The following is a 17,051-nucleotide window of genomic DNA, read 5'->3' as shown; positions in this document are numbered from 1 at the left end:
ATTTTTAATTATCATAACACAAATTTAACTTTTTGCAAATATATTTTATTATCCTAATAACTACATAGCAGTTTGCAATTCAGCAATAAACTTATCTAAAAAATCTGAAACCTTGTTTCTATCTGCTTTGGTCCCATATAAATTTACACTAAGAGTTACTTTATCAGCAAAGGTTGATACAGCTAATTGGAAATATGGACTATATTTAATTGACCCTGTCATGAAAGCTTCAGTAATCTCAATTTCTCCAAATACAATTTTCTTTTTATCAATTATTCCTATATTAGTAAATGCAATAAGTGGATTCGAGAAGTTCTTCTCAAGAATGCTTCTTGCAAGCTTATTAGGAAAAATATCAAAAACTTTTTCTAACATGATTAAACTTTTAACACAACTATTATTAGATTTTTGCTTGTCCATCGTCTGCTTTACTTTGTAAATAGTTTGTTCAAATGTTTCACCAACTTCTGAACCTATATTACAAAAAAGATTAGTAGGTAGATTACATATCCCCTCTGCCTTATGATTTAATAAATATTTTCTTAAATCAACAGTACAAGGTATACTTATAGCTTTGCCAAATAGTTGAAACAAAACCCTTTGGTAAGCTGTAAGCATAATATCATTAATGGTTGCATCATGTTTCTTTGCAAAAGCTTTAAGCCTAAGGAATTTTTCCTTATCAATTTTACGAAGTTCAATAAAGGGGTTATTAAGATCTCCTTCTAAATCGAAGCTCGAATCATCATTCACAGACATATTTATTTTACTAAACATAATTTTCAACTTATCTGAAATCGAAAATACTTTTAGGACTTGCTTGATTTTTCGATTCCCCATAGCTGCAATAGAATAATCTAATTTTCTATCTATATTAGTATGAATATCACTTAGCATATATAAATAATCCTTAAATCCAGCCGCATCACATAGCATATGATTTATCAGTACACACATTATATGCTTTTCTTCCCTTTGAATCACTTTAATCCTTAATTGTGGTCCATTAAACTCATCTATTTCTTGATAAACATGCTGAATCATCTCTTCATCAGTATCATGTGCTTCTATATATTCTATAACATCCTCTGCCGTATAACCTTTATCTTCCCAAAAAGGCTTTCTTTTTGTTTCATTGTACACACATCTAATCAAAGGAAATGCATCAATTGAAATATCGACTGCTTGTCTTAACCTTTCCAAATCTAATTTTCCTGAAAATTCACCTACAAAATGAAGGGTATGATCATTTATTTTATTAACCTTAAAAAGATGTTGTAAAATATCCCATGCTTCAACATTATAACTTTTAAAATTATTATTCAACATTTCCACTCCTTAATATAATTAAAACAAATCAAATTATTTTATAAAAACTTATTCCTTAACTAATTATATTACTCCCTTTTTCCAAGATAATATAGGAAATATTGGTTAAAACATTTGAAAATTTTTAATTTCTTACATTCATACTTCTTGTTGACAAATATTATATGTATACTTATAATAAGTATACATATAATAAATATACATATAAAGGAGAATTAAAAATGGAATTACAATTTAAAGTTGAAGTAAATGCGCCTAAGGAAGCTATTTGGTCCTATTATTCTGATCCTGCAAAGAGATATATTTGGGAAGAAGATTTAGAAAATCTTAAATTTAATGGTGAATTAAAAACTGGAACTACCGGAACAATGAAATTAAAAGGAATGCCAGAAATGACATTTACTCTTACTAACATCGTCCCAAATGCTTCTTATTGGGATAAAACTGAAGTTCCTGAAATGGGAAATATTCATTTTGGACATGATATTTTTCAGGAAGATGGTAGAAACTTTATTCAACATACTGTAAAATTAGAAAAAGAAAATCCATCAGAAGAAGATTTAAACTTTCTTTGCGGTGTATTTTCCGATGTCCCTAAATCTGTCATGAAAATCAAAAAGGAGGTTGAAATATAAATTGGACTTTCCATCAGCTCGATTTAAAGATGATGCAGAATCTTCAACTGGTCTTCTTTTTATCCGAGTATATAATAAATGGCATTCAATCATTACACAAGAACTTCGTAAATTAGGCATTACTCATCCACAATTTGTAGTGCTTACTACATTAAATTATCTTAGCCAATCAGATGATAATGTCACACAGGTAAGCATTGCAAAACTTGCAGATATGGATGTTATGTCTACATCTCAAATTATCAGAGGCTTAGAAAAGAACGACTTTATAAAGCGAACTGCTAACCCTGACGATAGTAGAGCAAATTCAGTTATTCTTTTGCCAAAAGGGCTTGATATGGTTAAAACAGCCCTTCCAGTAGTTGAAAAAATAGATGATGAGTTTTTTGGTATTTTGCAAGAACATGAAAGTATTTTTCGCAACTACCTTAATCGATTGGATTAACGTACATAAAAAAAGGAACACTTAGAGCATTTCTTGCACTAAGTATTCCTTTTTTTAATTTACATAAGATCTTAATCCAATTTTTATAATAAAGGTCATCATATTATGTAAGTAACTATAAATGAAATGCTTGTTACCTTGACATCCTCATTGTTCTTATTTCTTTTTAGCCTCCAGCCTATTATTAACCAAAGAATACATTACTGGGACAACTATAAAAGTTAGGAAAGTTGCTGATGCAAGGCCAAAAATTATAGTTACAGACATAGGTCCAAATAAAGTACTATTAGAAAATGCAAGTGGTATAAGCCCTGTTATGGTTGCTGTTGAGCTTAATATTATCGGTCTGAACCTTTGGCTTACTGCATGTATACAAGCTTCATCTATAGAAAGCCCTTCGTGTCTTCCCTCAATTATATATTCTACAAGAAGTATTGCATTTCTTATAACTACCCCAATCAAGCTTATTATACCCATAACTGCAGTTAATGATAATGGCATATCAAATATTATTAAACCTATTATTACTCCCATCAGCGATAATGGCAGCGAATATATTATTACAAAAGGTTGTACAAATGACTTAAATTGAACAAATAGAATTAAATAAATTATTATTATAGTAAGCACGCCTGCAACTCCAAGGCTTGTAAAGTTAGTTTCTATTTGATTTTGCTCTCCATCATAAAGAACATTTACACCATTCAAGTCCATTTTATTTATTTCTGCTTTTAACTTACTCTCAATATCGCTTGCATTATAATCAGATTTTACATCACTAAATACTGTTACCGTCTTATCCTTTTTATAATGTTTTATTTGATCTAACTGCGAATTAAGCTTTACTGTTGCCACTTGATTTAATAAGATTTTATTACTTGCAATACTTGATTTTACTTGTAAATTCTTTAAATCTTCTACTGAACTGATATTGCTTTTAACTAATATATCATATTCATTTCCACTCTTTCTATATACAGAGCTGCTATATCCTTTTAAAGCAATATTCATTTGTTTTAAAATATCAGATTTTAACAAACCATATTGAGATGCTTTTGTGCTATCAATAAGCACTTCATATTCATAAGTCTTTTTAGCTGCATCATCTCTTACATTTGTAGTTCCTGACATATCCTTTAATTTTTCTTGTATCTGTTCTGAAGCTGCATATATTTTATCTAAATCATCTCCAGTAAGCCTTAATCTAACAGGTGCCCCAATTGGCATTGCTTGTTCTAAAAGTTTTACTGTAGCAGTTCCTCCAGATATTTTACTGTCCAATTGATTTTGAACATACTCAACAAGTTTTTCTCTTGTTTCAAACTTTTTAGTCTTTTCTAAATCTACCTTCACCATAATTTGAGCTACATCTTTAGCTGGTGCTACCGTAGGAAGTGTAATATAAAAACTAGGCATACCTCCGCCTATAGCTGAAGTGTAGCTTGTAACCTCTTCTTGTTCTTTTAAAACTTCTTCTACCTTGCTAACTAATTTTCCTGTACTATTAATATCTTCAACTTTTTCATTAGCAATATCTATGTAAATAACATTCTTATCTACATAAGGAAAGAATTGTGTTCCTAATAAATTTATTAATCCCATCGATACTACTAAAACAAGCAAAGAAGCTGCAATAATTTTTATTTTATGGCTAAGTCCATAAGTTAAAAGCTTATTAAAGAATTTTTGAATTTTATTTTCTTTTGTTGGTTGTTTACTTTTCTTAAAAAACAAAGATGACATAGCTGGAGTTATAAATAAGGCTGATATATATGAGCAAGTTATACAAATCATAACTACTTGTGGCAGTGTACTTATAAACTCCCCTACAGCTCCTGGTATACTTAAAAGAGGAGCAAAAGCACCAACTATTATTAAAGTAGAGGTAAATACAGGCACAAATAATTTTTTAATTCCTTTAAAGGCTGCCTCATCTCCTGGTAAGCCTTCATCAATGCCTACTTGAACAACATCTCCTATTACAATAGCATCATCCACCAGTATTCCCAAGGCTATAATAAGTGCCGTTGTTGATATTTGATGTACTTTTATCCCTAAAACCTCCATAGCAATAAAAGATAGAGCTATTGATATTGGAATAACCGAAGATACAACTAATGCATTTCTAATTCCCATTCCTATCAAAACAGTAATTACTACGAGAACTACTCCTTCTTCAAGGTTTTTCATAAAAAATGAAACTGAATCATCTACATCTTTTGGCTGAAAAGTAACTTCATCTATAGTTAAATCCTGTGGCAATTGTTTCTTTATTTCATCTAATTTTTTTCTTACATCATCACCAATTAAAACTATATTTTTATTATCTTGAAAATATCCTGCAAGCAATACTGCTTTTTTCCCATTGTCAGTAAATTTATATGCACTATCATCATCATAATCCATACTTACAGTTGCAATATCTTTTAACTTTAAAGTTTGTCCTGTATCTGAGGAAACCCCAACAATTGTATTTTCTATATCTTTAAGTGAAGTAAAGCTTCCGGGTGTCTGCACTTTTATCTTTCCAGTAGCTAACTCTAAAGATCCAGATGGAATTTCCACATTTTGTGCTTGAAGTACACCACATACTTCTTCAAGAGAAATAGAAGATTTATTTATTTTGCTTAAATCCACTTGAACTTTTACTTGCTTATCTTGTTTTCCCTTTATATCAAATCTTGAAATCCCACTGATGCCACCTAATTGTTTCTTTATATCATCAGCATAATTTCCTAATTGTTCATAGGAATAATTGTCACCTGATATACTTAAAATCATCCCTGCTGTCTGCGTAAGGTTTGTATCTATTTTACTTTCTTCAACTCCATTTGGAAGATCAGCTTTTAAATCCTTTATCTTATCTCTTAGTGTACGCCACGCTTTATCTTTATCAGCATCATTATTTAGGTAAACAATAACTATAGATGCACTATTTTGAGAAAAAGATTCTGCATAATCATAACCATCAATTTCTTCTATCTTGTCTTCGATTTTTTTAGTAACTAAGCTTTCTACATCCTTAGGAGAAGCCCCTGGATAAATAGTTGTAATCATTGCTGCTGGGGAGGAAACATCTGGACTTTCCTGTTTAGGAATATAGTAATAACAAGCTAAACCGCTTAAGATAGTAATTAGCACTAAAAACAGAACTATCTTTTTATTTTTAATTGCTGCGTTAATCAATCCCATAGTATATCCTCCTTACTCTGCTGAAACCTGATATCCAGCTTTTATATTTTTCATTCCTTCATTAATAAGCTTATCTCCATTTTTAAGTCCTTCAACATTTACTAAATTTTCATTAGTTTGACCTAAGGTCACATTTTTCTTAACGGCATGTCCATTTTCAACCACAAAAACATAATCTTGTCCATCATTTAAAATACTTGTAATAGGAATCCACAATCCTTTCTTTTCACCTTCACTAATATAAACTTTTACTGATTGACCTATATAAAATTTATTATTGTCTATTGGGTTTATTAATTTTATTTCCGCACTATAAGTTCCCGACTTACTGTCAGCCATTTGAACTATATTCATAACTTCTCCATCTGTAGTATTATTGTCAATTTTAACTTGTGTTTTAGTTCCTATTTGTATCTTCTTTACATCTTCATCAGATAAACCTACTGTAACCACTTGATTTTCACTTCTAATTAATACTACAGGATACCCTGCTGACTGCATTTCACCTTCTTTACCTAAAATATCTACAACATATCCATCAACATCCGCTATAAGAGAAGCATCTTGAACTAAGTTTACTTTTGAAGCATAATCAGCCTTTGCTGCATTTAGTTGAGCTAGTGCCACATTTTCATCTTCACTTCTAGTTCCATTTTGAAGTTGTTTTAATGTTTCCCTTGCTGCATTAAGCTCACTTTCACTGCCATTTAATTTAATTTTAATATCGTCTAGCTGCTGCTTAGTTATTGCATGCATTTGATACAAACTAAGATTTTTATTGTATAAATCTTTACAGTAATTATAATTATCTTCAGCATTCTTTACTGCAATTTGCGCTTTGTTTATATCCTCTGCTTGAGCTCCATTTACTGCTTTTTCATATTGTGCTGAAGCTGCATCCATTTGAGCTTTTGAGCCATTTGCTGCAAAATCCAAATCTGTTTTATCTAAGTCAACAAGCTTATCCCCCTTTTTTACTTGTTGCCCTTTAGAAACATATATTTTACTTACTCTAGCAGAACTTTTAAAGGAAAGTTTTCTAACTTCACTTCCTCCTGTAAGCCCTTCATACTCTAAAGAAATTGGATAACTCTCATCCTTAAGCTCCACAGTCTTTACTGGATAAGTTTTTATTTCTGCTGTTGAATTATTATCACTACTACAGCCACTTAACATAAAAAGATTAAAACATACTAAACAAACCGCTATTATTTTTTTATTCATATTTCCTCCCTGTATGAAGCGCTATTCTTCATCTTATCTAGATTTTTAATTTCATTACAACCTTATTTGTTCATTAATCTTCAACTTATTTACTACTTAATATCCATGGCATTTGTATATTGTCTTTTAAATTGTTATAGGTATACACAAGTTTTCTTATACCAGTATCTAAATCTTCACTTTCTAAAACCTGCTTATCATAATCATTTTGGAGCATTAATCCCATATCTACTTGAGCTTTTGCAAAGCTTAATTTTGTATTTACTGAAGTTTCCTGCTCCTTCAGATTATTTATCTTATCTTCCAATGCTAAAAGGGTTGAATAACTTTCCTTCATTGCATTTTTTATATTTCTCTTAGCTTCATCTATATTTACCTTTGCTTCATCGACACTATATTGTCCATCAATATATTCTCCATAAGCATTCAATTTAGCTAAGTATTCCTGCTGTTTTTGTTGATAGTCTATTAATCTTAAAGCATATGAACCAGCATCAAATTCAGTAGTTCCATCAGCCTTAACTGTTATATTTGAAGCTCTATCTGGAAGAGTTTCTGGAGTTTTACTCATAATATCCTTTATTCCATCTTCTTTTAGCTTTTTCATATAATCCTTAGATAATTTAAATATTTTATTATCATAGTTTAAATAGGTATCTATTTTGTCATCTATATACTCATCCACCGAGCCAGTTATTTTAAATTTTTCATAATTCATACTATAGTCAAGTTTATAGTTATCTTTTACATCTAAATCAGTGATAACTTTAAAATAATCTTTATTGTCGTTTAATAAATTTTCCTTTGCCCTTATATCATTTTCCAATGAAGTTAATTCAATTTGTGCATCCTTAACCTCTGTAGGTGTTGCCATTTCTAAAGATAATTTTCCTTTAATAAATTCCAAATCTATTTTCTTGAATTCCAAAGCCCTCTTTGATTTATTAAGATCAATTTCTTTTAAAACCATATCGTTATATTTATTAGTAATATCACTTGCTATTTGATCTTTCATAAATTCCTTAGCTTGTTTGCTTTGTTTTTCTTGAAGTTCAAGCTTATCGTAAGGATAATCATATACTTTTTGATTTATAGAATTATAATAATCATTGTATTTCTCTTGAAGTCTCATCTTATCTTCATACATTTTTATTTCTCTTGATTTTAAATTTAATTTATCACTATTATTTATAGCTCCAGCTATAGCTTCCTCTAACGGAAGATTTTTTTTCTCTTTAATACTTTGTAAATTTTGAGTTTTAATTGAAGTATCTGCTGCAGATACTGGTACAACACTACTAGTCATAAGTCCAATTATGCTTCCAATAGTTAAGATTCTTTTTATTCTTTGCTTCATTGATAATCACCTCTCCATTTATTTTAATCTCTACATATGTATTAAAGAGATACATGTGTAGATTCTGTTTACAAGTGTATGTTTATACTTTATACTGTTGATATAGTCTTATCAAGAAACAATATTTTTAAATTATATATAGCGTCTACATTTTTTAATATTTGTAGATTATTTTGTTAGGAGGTCCATATGAATATTAATGTAAATGATGAAAATCTTGATTTAAGAACTCGAAGAATGCATAAACTATTATTTGATACCCTAATAGACTTACTTACAGAAAAAAATTTTAACGATATCCGCATTTCAGACATCTGTGATAAAGCTATGATACATAGAACAACCTTTTATAAACATTTTGAAGATAAATTCCAATTACTTGATTTTATGCTCAGACAATTAATACAGGATTTTGAAAAAAAGAGTTTGCAATATACGTCTGAAGATAATCCAAATCAATATTATGCTAATTTATTCAAACTTCTTCTTGAACATATGCGCGAAAATAAGAAAATGTATACTATCGGCTTACTAAATAATGGTTCTGCAATGAAGATGCTTCAAAAAATAGTGCTTCAATGCATAAAATCCAAACTAGAATTCGATGTAACTAATGGAGCTAAATTTATTGTTCCAATAGATATCATTGCAGAGTTTTATTCTCCTGCATTAGTTTATTCAGCCGGAGAATGGCTTGAAGAAGGTATGATTGTACCAATTGAACATATGGTGCAATATTGTGATATTATAGCTAATGCCCTTCAGAAAAATAGGCAAAGCTTATAGATGAGTAAATCAACATTGCCATTTAATCTTATAAACTCCTAGATTTAATCAGCTTCTCAACTTTCTAAAATTCTATAATTTTATATAAAAAAATTGTAGGCGACTGTGGAGCCGGAGATTTTTAATATTAAGTTCCGTATTGTGCTTCGCACTCTTTTTATAGGTGCGCATCTGCCTTTTCGAACGTATGTGAGAAAAATGTGCACCTTAGAAAGAGCAGCTATGCTGCATATGAGAACATTTTATGCAGGCGAATATGATTTGTTTTTTATTCTTTTCTTATACACAACTCAGTTAAATAGCCTTTTTCATATATTATCCTCAGATTTTACTGCATTATAAATTACTAAAGAATAAAAAAATAAGGGTAAATATCCTCAATTATTATTTTTGAGGATATTCACCCTTAAGTTCTAATATAGGTTCTAATTATCAATATTCAATTATCATTTGAGGATAAAAGCTCAAATTAGAAAGTCCATATTTCCAAATATAAAAGTTCTACAGATAAAATTCAAAGAATAATTAGCTAAATATATTTCTTTAAATTTAATTGCTTCTAATCTTTCTTATTTCCTTCACTTTAGTTTTACTTATATATCTTTCAAATTTCTTATCTTTTTTTATAACTAAATAATGATTTTTATATTCAAGGTAACAACTACAATAAATTTCTTCATCATCAATTAGTATTAAATATAATGATTTACTCTTTATAGTTTTTATTATTTCCTTCATATTTATTGATATTATTAATAAAGTACTGACGATCAATTCCATTATTAAAGCTATTAAAAATGTTTCAACTTTTTCATTATTATTAAACAAAACAATTTTACTGCTTGTAACTTCAACACCGCTTGAAATTCTTTCTATAATAATAAATAAAAACATTGCAGCAGAAATACTAAAAGCATATATATTTTTCATATTTTTGCTTTGAATATCATCTTCTAATTTAACCAATTCGCCTTCTAATTTATTTCTAAAGGCTTTATTTAAATATCTAAATTTTTGTATTGTATCAATAGCTGCTAACACTGTTATAATTGTAACTATAATAAATATAGCCATTTCAAAAAAATATGCTGCTGTCATATTTTTCATTTTACTAATAGGAGTCTCTTGATAAAAGCTTTCAGCAAGAAAACTCCCCAGTACAATCATATACATAATAAAGCCAATATAACCCAACCATTGTACAACAACACTAAACATTGATTGCTTCCCTGGCACTTCTTTATATTTCATTTTTACTATGGACATAAAAAAGTTATAAAAGGCTTTTATATGTAAAGCTATTAAAGTTCCTAATACAGTCAATATGGCCATTATATCTCTTGCTGTAAATTCCATAATCATATCTCCTTCCACATACTTATAAAATTATAATTATTTTATTGAAGCTGTAGATAAATTTAATCGATACGTGCCAAATTCCGTTAAACAATCAAGAAAAGAGTTTATTTCATCCATATTTAAACAGATAATCTTTAGTAAATAACAGCCATCACCACTAATTTTATGTGCTTCATCTACAAGACTATTAGATTGTAGAAACTTAATTAGCTTATCGTGTTTTGTTGTTTTCATAAAAATAGTAATATAGGCTATTATGTTCTTGCCAAGCAATGCATTATTTATACAAATAGTGTACCCAGTTATAATTCCTAAATTTTGAAGGCGTATAATCCTATTCGATACTCCCTGCGGTGTTAAATGTATTACCTCACCTATTTCTTTAAGTGGCATCTTAGAATTGATTTTCAACATTTCTATAATCTTTAAATCTATTTCATCAAACATACAATAAAAAATCCTTTCAATTTTCAAGTAAAAGTGACTAAACTCTTTCCCCTTTAAACTTAAATTTAAGATATGATTATTATAGCAAACAGATCAATATTAATAAATGATAAGGTGGAATAAAAGATGAAAAAAGCGCTACTTGTAATTGATGTCCAAAATGAATATTTTACTGGAAAATTAAAAGTAACATATCCTAGCAATAGTTTAGATAATATACTTAAAGTAATGGATTATGCAAAAGAAAACAATATGATTACAATAATTGTTCAACACACAGGAAGTGATGGAAATACTTTTATTAGAAAATCAAACGAGTGGGAGATACATCCAAAGATTCTAGAAAAATCTTGTGACTATATTATTGAAAAAACCAAACCTAGTAGTTTTTATAAGACCAATTTAGAAGAAATATTAATAAAAGAAGATATTGATGAAGTAATTATTTCTGGATATATGACGCAGATGTGTTGCGATACAACAGCTAGAGATGCATTTCACAAAGGATATAACGTTAAATTTTTATCAGATGCCACTGGCACAATAGATGTAAGCAATGATATTGGAACAATAAATAGTGAAGATCTCCATAAAGCAACATTAATTGCTCAAAGTTTAGGATTTAGTAAAGTGATAAGTTCTGAAGATTTTATGAAAATCTGCCTTTAGTTCTTTGATAAAACTTCTTCTTGAAACAAAAATGTAAGGGAAAGCTCAAGGATTTGAGCTTTCCCTTACATTATTTATTTTTTTCCAAATTTAAATTAATCTTTCTTAAAAGTGAATCAAAGGTTTCTCTTTCCTCCTCTGTTAACATGTTTAAGAGATCTTCTTCAACAGTTACATGCTCATATACAGCCGTATTAATCACTTTTAATCCTTCCTCTGTTAATTTTACATATACAGTTCTTCTATCTTCAGTATCATTTACTCTAATGACTAGGCCTTTTTTCTCTAGGGTATCTACCCTGTTAGTCATTGCACCTGAGGTTACCATCAAAAGATTATATAGTTCTGTAGGTTTTAATTTAAATTCGCCTCCTGATCTTCTTAAAGTTGCAAGTACATCAAACTCTCCACTATTAAGCTTAAATTTCGAAAAATTATCTGCTAATCTCCTTTCAGTAAATTTAGCTACCCTCTTCAATCTTCCTAAAATAGCCATAGCCTTTGTATTTAATTCTGGTATTTCATCTGTCCATTGTTCAATTATTAAATCTACATTATCTTTACTCATAATATTAATGTTAGCATCAGAAAAATCAAATATCAACAAAAATCTTATTAACGTTAATAATCTTAACATTAAGATAATTGACTTTAAAAAAAATATACTTTATAATAAAAACAATCTTAATATTAAGATACTTAATATTAAAATTATATTTAGTTTATGGATGAATTCAATCTATAATTCTAATAATACTATCCCGCTATTATATTTTTATACATATTTAACTGAATTAACTAGGACTTGTACAAATTCCTATAATCTTAAGAATTTAAAAATTAGATTAAGAAAGAACGGTGATTAAAATGACAAAAGAAATAAAAATAGCCTTATTAATGGCTGCTAGTTTATTTATGGAGATTTTAGATGGAACAATTGTAACCACTGCACTACCTGGAATGGCTAAATATTTTCACACTGATTCTGCTGCTATAGCATTACTTGTAAGTGTTTATCTAATTACAGTTGCTGTTTTCATACCTTTAAGTGGTTGGATGGCAAATCGCTTTGGTAAAAAGAAAATTTGGATTATTGCTGTTATTATCTTTAGCCTTAGTTCTTTAAGCAGTGCTTTTGCACCAAACTTCACTTTCCTTTTAATAATGAGAATTATTCAAGGAATTTCTGGAGCTTTAATGACACCAACTGCAAGATTGATAGTGTTAGAAAAAACACCTGCTTCACAGCTTTTAAAAATGGTTAGCTATATGATTTGGCCAGCACTTATAGCACCTGCAATAGCTCCAATTGTTGGCGGCTTTATTGTAACTTATTGGAGTTGGCAGTGGATCTTCTTAATCAATGTACCAATAGGCTTAATTATTGTATTAATTGGATTAAAATTAATTGATGCTGATCAAAATCAAAATACAGCTCCTTTTGACCTTTTAGGTTTTATAGAAATTGCATTTGCATCTGGACTAATTTTAGTTGGAGCAGAACTTGCCAGTGCTGGAAGGAACTATTGGCTTTACGCCCTTGGATCAATTGTTTTAGGTTTTATATTAAGCTTTATAGTTTTTAAACACTTAAAAAAGGTAGACAATCCCCTATTTTCACTTGCTTCATTAAAAATAACTTCTTTTAGAATCTGTCAAACAAGCGGATCTGTTTTCTGGTTATCCGTTGGAGCACTACCTTACATACTAACAGTATTTTTACAAACAGTATTTCACTTATCAGCAGTAAAAGCAGGAAGCTATGTATTATTTATTTTTGTTGGAAATATTGGAATAAAGCCTTTCACAAATATTATTATTCAAAAGTTAGCTTATAAAGGTTCGCTATTACTATCATTATTAATGGTATTTCTTTCATCAATTGCTTTAGCCTTTATTAAAATTGATACTCTCCCAATTTGGATAATGTTTCTTGCATTGGTTTCAGGTGTAGGACGTTCTCTAGCTTTAACTGCTTATAGTGGATTGACTTTTTCCGAAATAGATCCAAAAGATAGAAATAGTGCTAATACTTTAAATGCAGTTACTTCAACATTATCTCAAGGAATGGGCATAGCACTAATTACAGTTGTTGTTACTATACTTCAAATTTTTCTACAAATTAATACTTCCTATGAATTAGGTTTCGTTTTCCTTGGTTTACTAATGATATTTCCAGCACTCGAAATATTATTTCTCCCAAAAAACATTGGAAATAACACAATTAGTGGATAATTGCAAAAATTTATATATAATTTCTTATTAAGATTGTACCTCTAAATTCAAGAAATCCTGAAATTATTTCATTATTAATTTATCATTAATCACTGACAGCTGAACATTGATAAATTATCATTAACAATTGAACTATGTATACTATAACTTCAAATCCAAAAATGTTACCAAAGGAGGGTTACTATGAAAAACTTAAGAGATACTTTATTAACAATGCTAGCGCCAATGCTTTGGGCCTCAACTTATATAATAACTACACTACTTATTCCAATAAACAAACCAATATTTGTAGCACTCATGAGAGGCCTTCCTATCGGATTAATACTTTTACTTTATTATAGACAATTTCCTAAAGGAGCATGGCTCTTAAAAGCTATCATTTTAGGAACTTTAAATATTGGCGGTTTTTTTCTATTTTTATTTATTGCTGCTTACAGACTTCCAGGTGGTATAGCTTCAATATTAGGAAGTGTACAACCTATTTTCACCATCTTCTTTAGCTGGATCTTTCTTAAAGAAAGTCCAAATAAGAATTCCTTTATTGCAGTTATAATGACCCTTACAGGCGTATCTCTCTTATTATTAAAACAAGATGCTGTAATAGATCTTGTTGGTGTAATGGCTGCCCTTATAGGTGCTATCATTATGGCACTAGGCGTTGTATTAACTAAATATTGGGGTAAACCTGAAGGAGTTAATAATATGGTTTTCACCTCATGGCAACTATTCTACGGAAGCCTTATATTAATTCCTGCCACTTTTTTAATAGAAGGTGGTATTCCAACTCTTAATAGTACAAACATATTAGGACTTGCTATATTAGGAATATTTAATACTGCTTTAGGTTATTATTTATGGTTTAGAGGAATTTCAAAATTATCTCCAACCAAGGTATCCTTCCTTGGTCCAGTTAATCCTCTAACAGCATTTTTACTAGGCTTTATATTCTTAAAACAAACTATCAATCCTATTCAAATATTAGGAGTATTAATAATAATTTTCAGTGTTTATTTTTCACAAAAGAAAACTTCACCAAAATAATTTCTATATTTGTATTAAAAGCTCAATAGAATACGGCGTTACTAATATAATTCTTACCATCTTTACATATCTGGTTTCCACAATTTAATTTTGATGATATTAAAAATATTAAGTTGTAAATATTATGAGGCTATAGGAATTTCCTATAGCCTCTAAGCTTGTCCCCAAACTATTTTACCTTACTACTTCTTATATAGATATCCAATTTAATAATCAAACTTATAAATGGAATATGTATACACTATTGAGAAATTAAAATTACAAAACTGCACTAGAAATATGATACATTTTTTTCTGGAGCAGGCATATGAAATTGAGCTGTTGAAGGGTATTAATGTGGGCTTGTTTCATCTTCAGCTTGTCCAGTTTTTACATCTGGAACACGCTGAAATGACGACAAGCCCACATTTAGAACCTTCCAGCGAAAATTTCACTAGTCCTGCGGAAGATAAATGTATCATATTTCGGTAATTGTTGCATAAATCTAATTCTTGCTTTGGATATCTATATATTAAATCTATGTATCTTTTTACTTAATCTTTCTGCTAATTCAGAGGTACCTTGTGCCTGCTTTGCAACTTCTTCTAAAGCCAAACTAGATTCACTAATACTCGCTAATATTTCTTCTGAACTTGATGCTGATTGCTCACTAGTTGCTGAAATATTAGTCATCGAATTGTTTACTTCAGAAATATTTTTAGCTATGGTATTTACTGATAACAAGGTTTGTTGTGACATATTATTTACAAACTCTGCATCTTCCTTATACCTTTGTCCAACTGATTTTAATTTTTCATAATCTGGTTTAACATGATTATCTATAAATTTTAATACGTCTTCTATATTTTCAACTAAATAATTAATGGAATTTCTAACTTCTCCAACTGTATTACTTATATTTGTAACTGCTCCAGCAGATTGCTCTGCTAAACCTCTTACCTCATCTGCTACTACTGCAAAGCCCTTACCAGCCTCACCTGCACGAGCAGCTTCTATTGATGCATTAAGTGCTAAAAGATTGGTTTGTTCTGATATTTCTCCTATAACCTCTGCCATTTTACCTATTTCTTCAACTACTTTTGTATTTGAAATTGCTTGTTTAATTTTTATTTCCTTTTCATTATATAATTCATTTGCAGTAGCTGAGGATCCTTCTGCACCATCTTTAACTTTTAATGCTCTCTCCATTATCTCATCTGATGTATGCTCTAATTTCATAGTATTATCAGCTAACTTTTTAACCAAATCGTTCATTTCCTCTGAAGAGTTGCTTACTTCTATAGTAGAATGACTCAACTGAGTATTCCCTTGTGAAATTTGTTGAACTGATTCCTTTATATTTATCATGGTTGCAGAAACTTCTTCCATTGTTGCTGTGAGTTCTTCACTTGATGCACTCATTTCACTTACTCCGTCTACAAGTTCTGAAACAAGCTCTCTCGTATTATTTAGTGAAGCATTCAATGCTCTTCCCATAATTCCAAGCTCATCGTCTGCCGTTATTTTAAGTTCTTGAGTTAAATCGCCAGAAGCTAAATTATGCGCAAAATTTACAACATTATTAATTCTCTTTTTAAGCCAAAATGACATTCTCAAACCTAAAAATAATGCTATTAATGCCCCAGCAATTATGCTTACAATTTCAATCATTGATGAACTTTTAAAAATGCTATGATTTGCATCAGTCATCACTTGAGCTTCCTTAATATTATCATCAATTATTGCATTTATACTATCAATTAAGTTTTTACTTGCTGTAATATACTCTGTCTTATATAACGTTTGAGACTTATCATAATCATTTGCTTTAACAGCATTCATTATATTAGTTTTTGCTTCTCTATATTTAGCTAAATCAACTTTTAATTTCTCGTAATCATCTTTTTCTTTTTGACTCGAATGTGGAATTTCTTCATAAGCTGCATAAAGTTCATTATTGTAAGTAGTAATATTAGTCATTTCTTGTATTCTCTCACTGCTGTCACTCTTAAAATCTTTATTAATTATATGCTCCATATCAACTATTGCTTGATTGTTATTAATTCTTACAGAATACATTTTTTCTAGTGATATCACATTATTATTATAAATCTTATCTGCATTCTCATTGATTGTGTTCATGTTACGCAAGCCTACCATACCAACGGCTATTAGAAATACTGTACTTATTATACTTGTAGCGACCAATTTTTGAGATATCTTTATTTTGTTGAACATTATGTCATCTCCTTCTCAATACCCTTAACCTATTTATAATTTACCCTATATTATTTATAATCGTATTCAAAGCACATAAATTTAGCCAAATCTATAATTAAAATAAACTATTTAA

Annotated in this window: 14 protein-coding genes; 6 read left to right on the top strand and 8 right to left on the bottom strand. The window is 29.4% G+C overall.

What is annotated here, in order from left to right; all coding sequences use genetic code 11:
- Positions 1–60: 60 nt before the first annotated feature.
- Complete coding sequence (locus tag CSPA_RS10830; protein ID WP_015392306.1) at positions 61–1,329, bottom strand: DUF1298 domain-containing protein; 1,269 nt, start codon at positions 1,327–1,329, stop codon at positions 61–63.
- A gap of 221 nt (positions 1,330–1,550) precedes the next feature.
- Here CSPA_RS10830 and CSPA_RS10825 point away from each other — a divergent pair, with 221 nt between their 5' ends.
- On the top strand, positions 1,551–1,964 hold the full coding sequence (locus tag CSPA_RS10825; protein WP_015392305.1) for an SRPBCC family protein: 414 nt from the start codon (positions 1,551–1,553) through the stop codon (positions 1,962–1,964).
- Between the two features lies 1 nt (position 1,965).
- Entirely contained in the window at positions 1,966–2,409 is a 444-nt protein-coding gene (locus CSPA_RS10820) for a MarR family winged helix-turn-helix transcriptional regulator (RefSeq protein ID WP_015392304.1), read from the top strand.
- Positions 2,410–2,565: 156 nt separating this feature from the next.
- Here the strand turns inward: CSPA_RS10820 and CSPA_RS10815 are convergent, their stop codons facing one another.
- The 3 genes from CSPA_RS10815 to CSPA_RS10805 all read right to left on the bottom strand — a co-directional run bounded on the left by CSPA_RS10815 (position 2,566) and on the right by CSPA_RS10805 (position 8,182).
- The gene (locus tag CSPA_RS10815) at positions 2,566–5,601 is read right to left on the bottom strand and encodes an efflux RND transporter permease subunit (protein ID WP_015392303.1); all 3,036 of its coding nucleotides are present in this window, start codon (positions 5,599–5,601) and stop codon (positions 2,566–2,568) included.
- A gap of 12 nt (positions 5,602–5,613) precedes the next feature.
- A complete protein-coding gene (locus tag CSPA_RS10810) occupies positions 5,614–6,825 on the bottom strand; it encodes an efflux RND transporter periplasmic adaptor subunit (RefSeq protein WP_015392302.1) in 1,212 nt (403 codons plus the stop codon).
- A gap of 85 nt (positions 6,826–6,910) precedes the next feature.
- Positions 6,911–8,182: a hypothetical protein gene (locus tag CSPA_RS10805; protein ID WP_015392301.1), complete on the bottom strand. Its 1,272-nt coding sequence runs from the start codon at positions 8,180–8,182 to the stop codon at positions 6,911–6,913.
- Between the two features lie 189 nt (positions 8,183–8,371).
- Between CSPA_RS10805 and CSPA_RS10800 the strand changes: the two genes are divergently transcribed.
- A complete protein-coding gene (locus tag CSPA_RS10800; RefSeq protein ID WP_015392300.1) occupies positions 8,372–8,968 on the top strand; it encodes a TetR/AcrR family transcriptional regulator in 597 nt (198 codons plus the stop codon).
- Positions 8,969–9,517: 549 nt separating this feature from the next.
- Here CSPA_RS10800 and CSPA_RS10795 read toward each other — a convergent pair.
- On the bottom strand, positions 9,518–10,324 hold the full coding sequence (locus tag CSPA_RS10795; protein ID WP_015392299.1) for a hypothetical protein: 807 nt from the start codon (positions 10,322–10,324) through the stop codon (positions 9,518–9,520).
- A gap of 36 nt (positions 10,325–10,360) precedes the next feature.
- The gene (locus tag CSPA_RS10790) at positions 10,361–10,774 is read right to left on the bottom strand and encodes an Lrp/AsnC family transcriptional regulator (protein ID WP_015392298.1); all 414 of its coding nucleotides are present in this window, start codon (positions 10,772–10,774) and stop codon (positions 10,361–10,363) included.
- A 126-nt stretch (positions 10,775–10,900) separates the two neighbouring features.
- On the opposite strand from CSPA_RS10790, the gene CSPA_RS10785 reads away from it, so the two are divergent.
- Entirely contained in the window at positions 10,901–11,443 is a 543-nt protein-coding gene (locus CSPA_RS10785) for a cysteine hydrolase family protein (protein WP_015392297.1), read from the top strand.
- A 70-nt stretch (positions 11,444–11,513) separates the two neighbouring features.
- Here the strand turns inward: CSPA_RS10785 and CSPA_RS10780 are convergent, their stop codons facing one another.
- Entirely contained in the window at positions 11,514–12,080 is a 567-nt protein-coding gene (locus CSPA_RS10780; protein WP_015392296.1) for a MarR family winged helix-turn-helix transcriptional regulator, read from the bottom strand.
- A gap of 230 nt (positions 12,081–12,310) precedes the next feature.
- Between CSPA_RS10780 and CSPA_RS10775 the strand changes: the two genes are divergently transcribed.
- Both CSPA_RS10775 and CSPA_RS10770 read left to right on the top strand, forming a co-directional pair.
- Positions 12,311–13,678 carry an MFS transporter gene (locus CSPA_RS10775; RefSeq protein ID WP_015392295.1) on the top strand — a complete coding sequence of 456 codons (1,368 nt, stop codon included), beginning with the start codon at positions 12,311–12,313 and terminating at the stop codon, positions 13,676–13,678.
- 183 nt (positions 13,679–13,861) lie between these two features.
- Positions 13,862–14,719, top strand: a complete 858-nt coding sequence (locus CSPA_RS10770) for an EamA family transporter (protein ID WP_015392294.1) — start codon at positions 13,862–13,864, stop codon at positions 14,717–14,719.
- 504 nt (positions 14,720–15,223) lie between these two features.
- Here the strand turns inward: CSPA_RS10770 and CSPA_RS10765 are convergent.
- Positions 15,224–16,936, bottom strand: coding sequence for a methyl-accepting chemotaxis protein (locus CSPA_RS10765; protein ID WP_015392293.1), 1,713 nt, complete (start codon positions 16,934–16,936; stop codon positions 15,224–15,226).
- Positions 16,937–17,051 lie beyond the last annotated feature (115 nt).

The organism is Clostridium saccharoperbutylacetonicum N1-4(HMT), from assembly GCF_000340885.1.
Taxonomy (GTDB): domain Bacteria; phylum Bacillota; class Clostridia; order Clostridiales; family Clostridiaceae; genus Clostridium; species Clostridium saccharoperbutylacetonicum.
This window is presented reverse-complemented; position numbering and strand designations above follow the sequence as displayed.

Bases quoted from the DNA above. Each gene is read 5' to 3' on its own strand.
- CSPA_RS10830 (WP_015392306.1), bottom strand. From the start codon at position 1,329: ATGTTGAATAATAATTTTAAAAGTTATAATGTTGAAGCATGGGATATT.
- CSPA_RS10825 (WP_015392305.1), top strand. From the start codon at position 1,551: ATGGAATTACAATTTAAAGTTGAAGTAAATGCGCCTAAGGAAGCTATT.
- CSPA_RS10815 (WP_015392303.1), bottom strand. From the start codon at position 5,601: ATGGGATTGATTAACGCAGCAATTAAAAATAAAAAGATAGTTCTGTTT.
- CSPA_RS10810 (WP_015392302.1), bottom strand. From the start codon at position 6,825: ATGAATAAAAAAATAATAGCGGTTTGTTTAGTATGTTTTAATCTTTTT.
- CSPA_RS10805 (WP_015392301.1), bottom strand. From the start codon at position 8,182: ATGAAGCAAAGAATAAAAAGAATCTTAACTATTGGAAGCATAATTGGA.
- CSPA_RS10800 (WP_015392300.1), top strand. From the start codon at position 8,372: ATGAATATTAATGTAAATGATGAAAATCTTGATTTAAGAACTCGAAGA.
- CSPA_RS10795 (WP_015392299.1), bottom strand. From the start codon at position 10,324: ATGGAATTTACAGCAAGAGATATAATGGCCATATTGACTGTATTAGGA.
- CSPA_RS10790 (WP_015392298.1), bottom strand. From the start codon at position 10,774: ATGTTTGATGAAATAGATTTAAAGATTATAGAAATGTTGAAAATCAAT.
- CSPA_RS10785 (WP_015392297.1), top strand. From the start codon at position 10,901: ATGAAAAAAGCGCTACTTGTAATTGATGTCCAAAATGAATATTTTACT.
- CSPA_RS10780 (WP_015392296.1), bottom strand. From the start codon at position 12,080: ATGTTAAGATTATTAACGTTAATAAGATTTTTGTTGATATTTGATTTT.
- CSPA_RS10775 (WP_015392295.1), top strand. From the start codon at position 12,311: ATGACAAAAGAAATAAAAATAGCCTTATTAATGGCTGCTAGTTTATTT.
- CSPA_RS10770 (WP_015392294.1), top strand. From the start codon at position 13,862: ATGAAAAACTTAAGAGATACTTTATTAACAATGCTAGCGCCAATGCTT.
- CSPA_RS10765 (WP_015392293.1), bottom strand. From the start codon at position 16,936: ATGTTCAACAAAATAAAGATATCTCAAAAATTGGTCGCTACAAGTATA.